The organism is Moorena sp. SIO3B2 (genome assembly GCF_010692525.1).
GTDB lineage: Bacteria > Cyanobacteriota > Cyanobacteriia > Cyanobacteriales > Coleofasciculaceae > Moorena > Moorena producens.
In genome coordinates, this window is record NZ_JAAHHE010000199.1 from 1 (window position 1) to 11,814 (window position 11,814).

Below are 11,814 nucleotides of genomic sequence, written 5' to 3' on the forward strand. Positions count from 1 at the left end.
TGGCTAGAGGAAGATGGAGGAATCGAACCCCTACAACATCGCTGCCGTACCACGGTTATGAAGCTTCCACCACCTGAACGAGGTGGTGGTGTCCTATGCTAACCTGGAACTACGAAGCGTCCACAGGTCACAAAGGCAAGCCCAGCTTCTAGGCGGTCGTCCAGATCTTTTGCTGGAACGACCCTCGTTGTCATTTCTGCGAACGAGTTTAAGCACACCTCTAGCACCGATATTGTAAGCGCCGTTGAGGTCTGCATTGAAGCGCTTAGCTGAGGGGAAGGTTGCTAGGGTATAATTTTTTGAATCGCGTTTGACTGTACCAGAACCATCATAGGCAAGCTTGGAGGTATAAGCTGCAACAACCTCTACTACTTTCCCTCCTAATTCAGTCCATTTCATTTCTGTAAAATTACGAATTTTAGCTTTGAGCCATCCGTGGAATCTTTGCCGAAGGTTAGACCGTTTCTTGCCGCCTTTTGGTCTCCATCCTTTGAGATTCTCAAATACGATAGCTTCGGAGTTAAATTGCTCAGCAATTTCAACAATTCGCTTAGAAACAATGTGACCGATTTGATGGTTAATTCGTCGGCACTTGTCATAGGTCAAAGAGCAGAATCCCTTATAAAGTTTTCCGCCTTTCCCCATGGTTTGACGCGCGCGCATAGATACAGATTTTAGTCGTTTGTCCCTACGGTCTATGTCTCTCCCCGGATGAATAAATTCGCGGTGGATTACAGTGCCGCCATCAGTGACAACCGCTATTGTTGCAGTAGTATTGATGCCAAGGTCTACCGCTGTTACATTGGCCTCTGGTTTTCGCTTTTCTGGCTTACATGTAAATGGAACGGATAAATAACAAACCCTTTCATTGAAGACCAATGAAGGTGACATCATTTTATTGGTCGCAACCAGGTGCCGTTCTCTTAGTCCAACAATTTGAACAGTAGTCCAAATCCAGTCAGAACCATTGAAGACCTTGATTTCTACTTGGTCATAACCATGTAGCTTGTAGCATTGTCCTTTATACAGGGATGGATAACAGCCGGTCTCTGGATTCAGCTTTGGAGGTTTAGCATCCCTTCTTTTTCTGTTTCCCGATTGCCATTCGCGGTAACGGGTCACAAAACTACTAACTTGACCGGCAGCAAATGCAATCGCAGCCCGACGGTAGTAACTGGGGAATTTGTAAAAGGCTTTATTGAATTGGGGGTACTTGATACTAGGACGTTTAGCTGTCTGATGCATCAATTTCTCTACAGCTGGAGTTAGCTGATCCGCTGTTAGTTCCCCTAATTCAGGCCAGTGAGTATAAATCATGCCAACCAAGTATCGACAAACACGGCGATACACCCTAACCGTTTCCCCGAATAGTAGTCTTTGATCGGAGTTCGGATTAAGTTGCCACTTATCAGTTCTTATGACTTTAGTTGGCGTTTTCACGCTTGATCACCAAATCTCCTATACTTAATATTTTAGCTTGCCAAAAATTAGACGACAACCGAACAATTAGTGTTCCAGCGTTTGGTAACTGACAGTGGATTGCTCCTTAACCCCCACCTGAACGTTCGCGTAGCGTGGCCAAAGGCCAGGTGGGGGAATGCGTCGCAATTTTGTTCAAGACCGATTGCCGTCCACTCGGCGGCATCTTCCTTAAGGGTGTCTGACGGGACTTGAACCCGTTATGACTGGTTCCACAAACCAGCGCCGCGACCACTTTGGCTTCAGACACCAAGTTGTTTCAAAGAATACAAATTCCTAATTATTTAGTGCTAATTATTTAGGATTGCTATCGTTAACATCAAGTTACTTGTCACGCAATATTTCCCTGACTGTCATTAAAATTTCTCCTAGTTTGTTTTTCCCACTACCATCAGCACCACAACCCCAGTAATAATCTATGGGTGAATTCTCAACAATTAGCTGATCACCTGTAGCAAGTAGTAACTGGCGAAGATCACCATGGGTTTCAAATTTTTGTAACACTCCTCGCTGCATAATCTCATCTTTGACTTTTTCCCAATCATCACGAAGAGGATGAGAGCGATTGCGTCCCATTTTTGCTGCTTCCTTTGGTGTTTTTGCCTCACGTATTTTGTCATACCAAGAGGAATCAGTAGTCACAAATTTTTGGGCTTGGAAGAAATGCTCACTAGTCGCCCACCACAATTCATCTAGCTCAAAGCCATGTCGGGAGAAGTTGGAAAAACAACCATAGGGTTTTTGGCGAGTACCGTAAAAATAGATTGTCATAATTGTTGCTGAATAATGAGAATGCTGACCACTCAGCCAGGTGGAAACCTCAAGGTTTTATGGAACCTAAAACCATAGTCCCTGGATTTTATCGATGGTTGACTTTTATGGTTTGAAGGTTGATAAGCTAAGGTTTGATGATTGAGGTTTAAGGGTTAACCGTTAACCTTTGACCTTTAAATTTAGCTTAAGATGGAGTCGGATTTGAACCAACAATCAATGATTACAAATCATATGCTCTACCAATTTGAGCTATCCATCTTACTTAAAAACCATAAATTTAGAGATTTTCGAGTGACCAGCACGCATCACCATTTTAATCAGGAATTTCGATCATTGTCCTAGCATTGCTGATCGAGAGTACTCGATCAACTGTTGACTTGAACTGTTCAATAAAGGTTTGTCGTCTTTCAAGTTCTTCAGCCAGGTTAGTAGGATCCAGTAGTTCAACCCCTTCTCTAGCTAGAAAGCTATCTGACAAGGATTGATACTTCTGTGAACCAACCGATGCATTCTGTCCTAGCACTTCTAGAGCTAGTTTATCAAGTCTGTCTTTGACTCGTGCTTGTGCCGTCTTATAGTGATTCAGGGTTTTAGTATATGCTGACTGCATAGTACCGATAACTGCTTCATAATACATGATAAACATCTTCATCTCAATGGCTTCTGCCACAGTCATCTCTTGGTCAGCAACCGTAACCATTGTAGACGCATTGGATAAGACAATTACTCTCTTGATCGTCCGCCTTCTGGCAATCAAGGCATCCACTTTTTGCAAAGCTGCTTTAGCTTTTATCTCATAATCTTCTCGTGATTTGAAGCCTGTTGGCACTTGACCGACTTCAACCACAGAAATTAAGGTGTTGTTGTCCAAAGCTGCTCTGGCTGAGTCAATGCGCTTTTGCAGCAAGGTCAACTCTGCTAGAGCATCTGTGACAGTCATAGTTGTCATTTTACCCTCCTTATCTCTTCATTTGTATCTCCTAGCTAATCACTTGTCAACCATGGTGTTAGTGTCAGCATTCAGCTCTCAGCTGTCAGCCGTCAGATTAAAATAAACTTCGTTCGCGTACCGTGCGCATCCCACAAACGGTAGAATTGAATAGTTCGACATTAATGACAATTGAAAGTCTGGGAAAAAGCCCATTAAGCATCCCGCATAAGCTGATAGCTGATAGCTGATAGCTTACGTTATTTGTTATTTGTTATTTGTTATTTATTATTTGTTACTTTATAGTTTTTACTTGACAAACCCCTTTCAATAACTTTCAATAATAAGTATTCAACCAGAGATGATATTACATCATGGCTGCAAATTGGTGGCAGGGGTGAGAATTGCACTCACTGATTTCCAGGTTATGGGCCTGGCGAGCCTACTCTTGCTCCATCCCTGCGATACCCCTGGCAGGATTTGAACCTGCAAGACACTCGTTCTGGGGGAGTGATGTCTACCAATTGCATCACAGGGGTAAAGTCGGGGTGACAGGATTTGAACCTGCGACATCTTGCTCCCAAAGCAAGCGCGCTACCAAACTGCGCTACACCCCGTTAGTACTCCTGGTGGGAGTCGAACCCACAACTGACCGTTTTTAAAACGGTCGCCTCTGCCAATTGGGCTACAGGAGCATATTTGATACCAAGTTGCTATCAAAATTGATTTGGTTTGAAGGTTGAACGCGATCGCGTGGCCTTAAGGCCTACGGTTGTTTGGTTGTTCGCCTTTGGCGTCCGAAGTAGGGTAGGTTGTTTGGTTAAAGCTTACAACCGGTTAACCTTCAACCGGTTAACCTTCAACTGCTTAACCTTCAACAATAGAATGCCGGAGTTGGACTCGAACCAACCTCTCCGTGATTCAGAGTCACGGCGACTTGCCAATCGTCCATCCGGCATTGAGCACTTGCAATAGCAAGTGACAGCCCCCCAAGGTCGGCATCGAACCGACGACCTCTCGCTTTTCAGGCGAGCGCTCTACCCAACTGAGCTACCGGGGGATACAAAGGAGAAAGATCAAACCCCTCCTGACTGCCCTGGCAGGGATCGAACCCGCGACCATCGAGTTAACAGCTCGCTGCTCTTCCAACTGAGCTACAGGGCATTCATCGTGCCGACGGGGATCGAACCCGCAATCACCTGCTTGAAAGGCAAGCGGCTTAACCAAATTTGCCTACGGCACGGGAGCGCGGAGACTGAGATTTGAACTCAGATCAACGGTTTTGGAGACCGTCATGTTGCCAGTTACACCATCTCCGTATGTGGTAGCAGCGGCGGGACTTGAACCCGCACCCACCTGGTTATGAGCCAGACGCTCTACCTTTGAGCTACGCTGCTTGGAGTCACTGCTTGGAGTCACTGATTGGAGCAGGATTTGCACCTCCAACCGATAAAAGCGACTGCAAAGAGCGATGCAGAGGTGCGACCCGTGGCGAATTTAATTCGCCTACGGAAAACGCACCATTACGGTCTTGGGGGTTTCCCCCATGAGCGACTGCATCAAGACAGCGAGGCTGACGGGAATCGAACCCGCGACTTCCTGTTCGACAGACAGGCGCTCTGACCGTCTGAGCTACAGCCCCAGGACTTGAGCAGTTTATCCGTTGGAGTTTAGATCAATCTTTTAGATAAATCTTTGAGTTCACTCTGTGGGGAATCAACCCAAGGGTCTATCCCCACGTGATGAGCAAACACAGTTATATCCAAACATGAATCAAAAGGTATGTTACATATTTAGTTGTCAAGGTTCGGTGTAAGCTTTTGGATTCGAGCTTTTTGACTCTTTCCTCTGCGCTCTGTTTATATACTACATAAATACTACAAGCGGTGTCAAGGGTTTGGGCAAACTTTTTTTGGAAATTTTTAGGAGTTATGTGGATAGTCCCCAAAAACCATACATGTAGTGTTTTGATATAAAAATACACACTATATATATATTTAGGGGGGTAACTCCTCATTGCTAGAGGGGCAAGGGATGGTTTAACCGATGTAATGGATGACAGGATCGAGCAGGTCTCGATCAGGAGAAACATGTTACTCAGTTGTTACTGGTGCCTCTTCCCCCTCTTCGGTCTCTTCTTCAATCCTGAAGGAGGGTGGGATTGGGATTCGGTATGATGTACAGACAGTGCACTATGGCAATAAGCAACAAGCAAGAATGCATTTAGATCCCCTAGTCCCTAATTCTTTGTTGAATCTTTTGCAACTGGCTAGTCCCGTACTACCAGTAGGTGCTTACGGCTATTCCGAGGGTTTGGAAACTTTAGTTGATATTGGTGTGATTCACAACCAGGCTACTCTGCACCAGTGGCTAGAGCATCAACTGCGCTATGGAGCCATTCGATTAGAAGGTTATGTTATGGTCCGAGCTTACGAAAGTTATGGCAAAGGGGATTTAGAGGGTTTGAACTACTGGAATGCTTGGGTAAGTGCTGCTAAGGAAACTGCTGAATTGCGGACGCAAAGTTGGCAGATGGGTAACTCGTTGATGCGGTTACTGCTGGATTTGCACCCACCCAGTGAAACCATTGTGGAGAGAACTCATGTAACCTCTGAACCAAATGTAATCTCTCTACACGATGTAGCATCAGCTGTGGGTCAACCCTGTAATTATGCGATCGCGTTTGGGATTGGGGCTGCTCACTGGCACATTGACATTACAGCCACAGTCTTAGGTTACTTACATAGCTGGGCATCTAATGTGATCGGTGCTGGGGTCAAAGTGATTCCCCTTGGTCAAACCGTTGGTCAACAGCTACTCCTAGCACTCAACCATAGACTTACTCTGACCACCGAAGATGTTTTAACTTTGGCGGATGAAAAATTAAGTAGTTGTGGCTGGGGATTAGCCCTGGCAAGTATGGCTCACGAAACTCAGTACACACGATTATTTCGCAGTTAATTCTTTTGAAAATAAATAATCCTTTTTTTAAAGACTTAATAAAGTTAGCTATATTTTGTTGCTGATGTTACTGAGAGATGCTAGATTTTCTAGTTAGCAAAGTATCCTACGACAATTAGCGTATCTTAAGACTTATATCATAGTTATGATTAAGCCAGAATAAATAAAGTTAAGTTTAATTAATTTTATTTAAAAAACAACCTTAATGAAGCTAAAATTTATCAAGGTCAGCTACTAATTTACCTTCATTTTGGCTAACCGAGTTTTGCTTATGGTTAGTGAAACTCGATAATGGTGCATCTCCACAACCTTGGCTTGACTTGTCTGCTAACATTACCAGTTTGGTGCATTCCTACAAAACCATGATTTACGGAAAACTGGGCGAAAAACCCGATATTTTGTAAACAATATACAAATATAGTGGCTGCGTAAGTTCTGAAAACTATACACAATATCAGGATTCACAATATTATAATTCACAATATTACCTATTAGGTATCTAGGTATCTAGGTATCTAGGTATCTAGGTATCTAGGTATCTAGGTATTAATTAAAACAGGAACTATTGACAACATCGGTGCTAATAGAGGCGCTATAAAACTATGATTATTACTTGTTAATTATTCATTTTTAATTGTTAGTTAATAGTTACTAATTACTAGTGGCATTGCTATATATCCATAGAGACACCAATGACGACTGACAAATTATTGACTACCGACAAACTGGCACAACAGATTCAAGCTTGCGCAAAGGCGCAATTGACTGGTCGGTTGAAGATTAAAGATCCCCACGGTCAGCAGTGGAGTCTTTCTTTCCACTTGGGTCGTTTGATTGGGGGTGCTAGTAAAATGCATCCGATTCGTCGTTGGTGTCGGCAGTTGTCTGTACACTGCCCAGAACTATCAGCATTTCCTGTGTGTCAGGGATCGTCGGTTCAGCCGGTGTATTGGGATTACCCATCTCTAGCAGAACTAGTCAGACAGGGGAAAGTACCGCTAAAACAGATGAGGTCGGTTGTTGTTGGCAACTGTACAGAAATAGTTTTCGATATCATCCAACGGCAGGAACAACTCCGCTGTGGTTCATCAGAGCAACTAACTTACAGGCAGATTCCTCAAGACACTATTGATTCAACCTCTGATTCAACGTCTGATTTAACCTTTGATTCAAAGTTGGTAGTAATTCGAGCTGATCAGATTTGGCAACAGGCAAGCCTTGCTTGGGAGCCTTGGCAACAGGCTGGTTTGGTAAATATTTCCCCTTCTTTGGCTCCGGTGATCTGGGATGCTGACAAATTGCGACAGCAGACCTCATTACTTGCCTACCACAATCTAACTACCTTGGTGGATGGCGATCGCACTTTGAGGGATTTAGCTCTCAAGTTGAAACAGAATCTTTTGGCTCTGGCCCAATCAATCATGCCCTACATCCGAGATCAGGTGATGGGTCTGATCGAGGTTGGGGACTGGCGCTGTGATACTCACTTTACTAAAGCCACTAACCCAATGCCAGAAAATGCTCGAAGGTTTGGAGGACCAGTAATGACATTACCAGCTAGTCCCTTGGTAGTTTATATCGAAGACAGCCACATCGATCGGCTGACCATGAGTCAAATTCTTGCCAATGCTGGCTATCGATTTATCAATGTTCAAGACCCCATCAAAGCCTTGCCGACCTTGCTAAAGTGCAAACCACAGCTGATCTTCTTGGATTTGGTCATGCCAGTTTTAAACGGGTATGAAGTCTGTGCACAAATTCGTCGGGTTTCGGTGTTTCAAGACACGCCAGTGATTATGGTCACCAGTAATGACGGAATTGTAGACCGAGTGCGGGCAAAGATGGTCGGTTCTACAGACTTTTTAGCAAAGCCTATTACTCGGTCAAAGGTATTGACAATTCTACAAAGGTATCTCGGGGTTAGTCGTAATATCCTGTCCGGTTGACTACTTACTTTAATACTTTAGCAAAGTGAACAGGGAGTAGGGAGTAGGGAACTTTCGATAAAAAATTATCACAATTAATTGAGTATACCTATTAAAGTACTAATTATTAATTTTTTTATTGTAAATTAAAAAAATTGCAAATCAGGGCAAATATATTATAATATAAATAATATTTACTAGTTATAATATATCAAAAAAAATTAACATACTCAATACTTTTATATTCAAAAAAAATTATGACTACAGTCCTTTTGGTTGAAGATAGCTTGACAGAAAATGAGATGCTAAGTGGTTACCTCAGAGAAGCTGGTCTCAAGGTAGTTAGTGTCACAAGTAGTGAGGATGCCCAGATCAAACTCCAGTCCCAGAAACCAGATGTGGTGATTGTTGATGTTATTTTGCCAGGACAAAGCGGGTTTGAACTGTGCCGGGAACTCAAGACTAATTCCAACACCCAAACCATCCCAGTGGTGATTTGCTCAACTAAAGGAACTGATGCCGACAAACTCTGGGGTTCGATGCTGGGAGCTGATGCCTATTTACCTAAACCGATAAACCAACAAGAACTAATACAAACAATCCAGCAATTGTTAGGCATTAGGTCTTAGGTATTAGGTCTTAGGTCTTAGGTATTAGATAATGTTGAACTCCCTTGACCCAGTGGTAACACAAACCAATCTTGACCTACTGAATTTAGATCCACTAACCCCAGAAACCCGAGTGCGGTTGCTGCGTTTTCCTCTTGGCTTTGAGGATAGTATTCTGTTGCCCCTAGAGCAGATTACAGAAATTATCAGGGTGAATCTGCCGGACGTTCTGCTGGTGCCGGAAATGCCCAGTTGCATTTTGGGAATTGGTAATTGGCGCTCAGAAATGCTCTGGTTGGTAGACCTAAACCAGCTGCTTGGCTATCCACCTTTGTCGGAGCAAGGGCAAGTTTCCCTATCTCCTGTGGCAATAGTGGTTCAGGTCAATGACCAGTCTGTGGGTTTGGTGGTGTCGCAAGTAAATGATATTGAGTTACATGAATTGGAGCAACTCCAGCCACCGGCTTCTGGCTTATTTCCTCCTAGGTTACTGCCTTTTGTCCTGGGGTACCTACCTGGGAATGGCGGTGCAGTCTTGGATGTCACGGCTATTACTCAGTGTCCCCTATGGCAGACACATCAAGCAGGGGAGTCTTGGGGAGGGGAGTCTTGAGGTTTTTCGACTTAGCCTCCTCCGAGATCTGGCAATTGATCAGGGCAATTATGACGAGTTTTGATCAACCAAATCAATCCCATCAAACCAATTATGACTGGTTGGCAAGCTCGTCACTAACTCTGCCCATTGAACAGTCGATTGGCAGGGTTACTACCGACTCGATTGCCTCTGAGATGCCATCATGGTCGGAAATTTTACCATTACCAGATGTTGAACAAACCGAAACTATAACTATGCCACAATTTGAGAAATTTGATCAATCTGAGGAAATACTCAGTTCTAAGTCCCAACTTAATCAATCATCGAGTAATGGCAATGGCAAGGGGACACCTACCGGGGTGAAGTTCCACCTAGCCGTGGATATTGAGCAACACTGCAAGGGTGAGCGGCAGTGGTTATTCCACCTGGCCACTCAGATGCGCAAAGCAGAAACTAGTGATGCCCTGTTGAGAACCACAGTGACTGAGGTTAGTCAGGGTTTACGGGTAGACCGAGCCTTGATTTTTCGCTTCCAGTCCGAGAATCGGGGTACAGTGCTAGTTGAGTCGATGGTGGGTGGCTATACTCCCAGTCAGGGGGAGTACCTACCAGTGATTGCTTTTGGGGCAGAGAATCCCTCAGCCTACGAGGAACAGGAAGTTGTAGCCCTTAATGATATTAATGACCGGGCTCTGAGTCCGTTTCAACTCCAACTGCTAGAACGATTCCAGGTCAAAGCCAGCTTAAGTCTACCGATTTTGATCGATGGGCAATTGTGGGGCTTACTGGTGGTGCAGCAATGTTCTGGTTCCCGGGAATGGCAGGAAGCTGACATTAGTCTGCTCTACCAAGTTGTTACTGAACTGAGGCTAAGTCTACAGCCAGTGGAATCTTTTACCCGACGGCGAGAGCAGGTGAAGCAGGAAAAGGTCTTGGCTCAAATCTTGGCCACAATTCCACCGTCTTCTGATCCCAATATTGCCCATGGCAACATTTGTCAAGAAGTGCGCCTATTTTTCAAGGCTGATCGGGTAGTGGTTTATCGCTTCAATCCTGACTGGAGTGGTGAATTTGTGGCTGAGTCGGTTGCAGAGGGTTGGGTGAGCCTGCTCCAAGACCAAAAGCAAAATCCTAACCTGACATCACCAGATCTATTGTCCTCTAAGCGCTGTACGGTCAAGCAAATCGGATCCGTTGCCAGCCCCAATACCGATACCTATTTAAAGCAGACACAAGGGGGCAGCTATTTCAAAAGTCAGCAGGTACAGCGAGTTGACGACATCTATGCCGCTGGTTTTTCACAGTGCTACATTGAAACCTTAGAAAAATACCAGACCAATGCTTATATTATAGCCCCAATCTTTGATGGTGAACACCTCTGGGGCTTATTTGCCGTTTACCAAAACTCTCGCCCTCGGCGCTGGCTTGATAGTGACGTGGTGCTGCTGTCACTACTCAGTGACCGTCTCAGTAGTATTCTCAAGCAATTGGACATGGCAGCCCAGCTACAGGAGAAATCGGAGCAACTGGATATTGCTGTTGAGGGGGAAAAAATAGCCAGTCGGTTGCTTGATAAGATACTTAAGAGTTCCGACTTGAACAATGTTTTCCAAACTGCTACTAAAGAAATCCGGCAGCAGCTGAAGTGCGATCGCGTGGCTGTGTATCGCTTCAATCCTGACTGGAGTGGTGAGTTTGTGGCTGAGGATGTGGCACACGGTTGGATACCGTTAGTTGAACCGAGTATTAAAAAAGTCTGGCGCGATACCTATTTGGAGGACACCGAAGGCGGTCGGTATCGCAATAATGAAACCTTAGCCGTTGATGACATTTACTTGGTTAATTACGATCAGTGTCACATTGACCTGTTAGAGCAATTTCAGGCTAAAGCTTATGTGATTGTACCGATTCTGCAAGGGAAAACCCTGTGGGGTTTACTCGCAGCTTACCAGAACAATGGCCCTCGTCACTGGCAGAAAATGGAGGTGGGTATACTAGCTCAGATGGGCCGACAATTTGGGGTTGGCCTCCAGCAAACGGAGTATCTTGAGCAACTGCGAGCAAAATCCAGCCAACTGCTATTGGCTGCAGACCTAGAAAAATCAGCAGTCAAAATAATCAACAAGATCCGGCAATCTCGGAAACTGGATACCATTTTCAAGACCACAACCATAGAAATCCGTAAGCTCCTGATGGCTGACCGGGTGGGTCTGTTTCGCTTTGACCCTGACTCCGATTTTAATGATGGAAAGTTGGTGTCGGAAGATGTGGTCAATGGCTACGATAGGATGCTGGGTAAGAAGATTCACGACCATTGCTTTAGTCAAAAGTATTCCCGCCACTATGTCGAAGGGCGAGTACACGCAGTTGCTGATATCTACAATGGGGACCTGAGCGATTGCTACATTGAGCTGCTGGCTCAGTTTCAAGTCCGGGCTAACCTGGTGGTGCCATTGCGTAAAGGAACTGAACTCTGGGGATTTTTATGCATTCACCAATGCAGTAAGCCCCGTCAATGGCAGGAGTATGAGATTGATTTTGCCA

The 11,814-nt window shown here is 44.7% G+C and carries 9 protein-coding genes and 13 tRNA genes; 6 read left to right on the forward strand and 16 right to left on the reverse strand.

Annotation, left to right across the window (positions count from 1 at the left end; translation table 11 throughout):
• Positions 1–93 precede the first annotated feature (93 nt).
• From F6K38_RS27300 to F6K38_RS27375, 16 genes are all read right to left on the reverse strand, one after another.
• Positions 94–1,440, reverse strand: coding sequence for an IS200/IS605 family accessory protein TnpB-related protein (locus F6K38_RS27300; RefSeq protein ID WP_287358219.1), 1,347 nt, complete (start codon positions 1,438–1,440; stop codon positions 94–96).
• Between the two features lie 215 nt (positions 1,441–1,655).
• Positions 1,656–1,729: transfer RNA gene (locus F6K38_RS27305), tRNA-His, on the reverse strand.
• A gap of 74 nt (positions 1,730–1,803) precedes the next feature.
• Positions 1,804–2,250 carry a riboflavin biosynthesis intermediates N-glycosidase gene (gene ybiA, locus F6K38_RS27310; protein ID WP_287358221.1) on the reverse strand — a complete coding sequence of 149 codons (447 nt, stop codon included), beginning with the start codon at positions 2,248–2,250 and terminating at the stop codon, positions 1,804–1,806.
• A gap of 189 nt (positions 2,251–2,439) precedes the next feature.
• Positions 2,440–2,512, reverse strand: a tRNA-Thr gene (locus tag F6K38_RS27315).
• Between the two features lie 54 nt (positions 2,513–2,566).
• Positions 2,567–3,202: a hypothetical protein gene (locus tag F6K38_RS27320; RefSeq protein ID WP_008188427.1), complete on the reverse strand. Its 636-nt coding sequence runs from the start codon at positions 3,200–3,202 to the stop codon at positions 2,567–2,569.
• A gap of 365 nt (positions 3,203–3,567) precedes the next feature.
• A tRNA-Met gene (locus F6K38_RS27325) sits at positions 3,568–3,644 on the reverse strand.
• 2 nt (positions 3,645–3,646) lie between these two features.
• Positions 3,647–3,720 (reverse strand) — tRNA-Leu (locus F6K38_RS27330).
• A gap of 4 nt (positions 3,721–3,724) precedes the next feature.
• Positions 3,725–3,798, reverse strand: a tRNA-Pro gene (locus F6K38_RS27335).
• A 4-nt stretch (positions 3,799–3,802) separates the two neighbouring features.
• Positions 3,803–3,876 (reverse strand) — tRNA-Leu (locus F6K38_RS27340).
• A 190-nt stretch (positions 3,877–4,066) separates the two neighbouring features.
• Positions 4,067–4,139 (reverse strand) — tRNA-Gln (locus F6K38_RS27345).
• A gap of 28 nt (positions 4,140–4,167) precedes the next feature.
• A tRNA-Phe gene (locus F6K38_RS27350) sits at positions 4,168–4,241 on the reverse strand.
• Positions 4,242–4,272: 31 nt separating this feature from the next.
• Positions 4,273–4,345: transfer RNA gene (locus tag F6K38_RS27355), tRNA-Asn, on the reverse strand.
• 4 nt (positions 4,346–4,349) lie between these two features.
• A tRNA-Glu gene (locus tag F6K38_RS27360) sits at positions 4,350–4,424 on the reverse strand.
• A 4-nt stretch (positions 4,425–4,428) separates the two neighbouring features.
• Positions 4,429–4,499: transfer RNA gene (locus F6K38_RS27365), tRNA-Trp, on the reverse strand.
• Between the two features lie 4 nt (positions 4,500–4,503).
• Positions 4,504–4,578, reverse strand: a tRNA-Met gene (locus F6K38_RS27370).
• A gap of 171 nt (positions 4,579–4,749) precedes the next feature.
• Positions 4,750–4,823 (reverse strand) — tRNA-Asp (locus tag F6K38_RS27375).
• Between the two features lie 575 nt (positions 4,824–5,398).
• Here F6K38_RS27375 and F6K38_RS27380 point away from each other — a divergent pair.
• The 6 genes from F6K38_RS27380 to F6K38_RS27405 form a co-directional block, all read left to right on the forward strand.
• On the forward strand, positions 5,399–6,142 hold the full coding sequence (locus F6K38_RS27380) for an urease accessory protein UreF (RefSeq protein WP_287294593.1): 744 nt from the start codon (positions 5,399–5,401) through the stop codon (positions 6,140–6,142).
• 278 nt (positions 6,143–6,420) lie between these two features.
• Positions 6,421–6,546, forward strand: a complete 126-nt coding sequence (locus F6K38_RS27385; protein ID WP_267872098.1) for a hypothetical protein — start codon at positions 6,421–6,423, stop codon at positions 6,544–6,546.
• Between the two features lie 288 nt (positions 6,547–6,834).
• On the forward strand, positions 6,835–8,088 hold the full coding sequence (locus F6K38_RS27390; protein WP_008188422.1) for a response regulator: 1,254 nt from the start codon (positions 6,835–6,837) through the stop codon (positions 8,086–8,088).
• Between the two features lie 236 nt (positions 8,089–8,324).
• Positions 8,325–8,696: a response regulator transcription factor gene (locus F6K38_RS27395; protein ID WP_008188420.1), complete on the forward strand. Its 372-nt coding sequence runs from the start codon at positions 8,325–8,327 to the stop codon at positions 8,694–8,696.
• Positions 8,697–8,727: 31 nt separating this feature from the next.
• Positions 8,728–9,288 carry a chemotaxis protein CheW gene (locus F6K38_RS27400; protein WP_008188418.1) on the forward strand — a complete coding sequence of 187 codons (561 nt, stop codon included), beginning with the start codon at positions 8,728–8,730 and terminating at the stop codon, positions 9,286–9,288.
• Positions 9,289–9,338: 50 nt separating this feature from the next.
• A partial coding sequence (locus F6K38_RS27405) for a GAF domain-containing protein (RefSeq protein ID WP_287358223.1) occupies positions 9,339–11,814 on the forward strand: 2,476 nt, incomplete at its 3' end.

What these genes read in the sequence shown, in the direction of transcription:
- F6K38_RS27390 (WP_008188422.1), top strand. Translation starts at nt 6,835, where the DNA reads ATGACGACTGACAAATTATTGACTACCGACAAACTGGCACAACAGATT.
- ybiA (WP_287358221.1), bottom strand. Translation starts at nt 2,250, where the DNA reads ATGACAATCTATTTTTACGGTACTCGCCAAAAACCCTATGGTTGTTTT.
- F6K38_RS27395 (WP_008188420.1), top strand. Translation starts at nt 8,325, where the DNA reads ATGACTACAGTCCTTTTGGTTGAAGATAGCTTGACAGAAAATGAGATG.
- F6K38_RS27400 (WP_008188418.1), top strand. Translation starts at nt 8,728, where the DNA reads ATGTTGAACTCCCTTGACCCAGTGGTAACACAAACCAATCTTGACCTA.
- F6K38_RS27380 (WP_287294593.1), top strand. Translation starts at nt 5,399, where the DNA reads ATGCATTTAGATCCCCTAGTCCCTAATTCTTTGTTGAATCTTTTGCAA.
- F6K38_RS27320 (WP_008188427.1), bottom strand. Translation starts at nt 3,202, where the DNA reads ATGACAACTATGACTGTCACAGATGCTCTAGCAGAGTTGACCTTGCTG.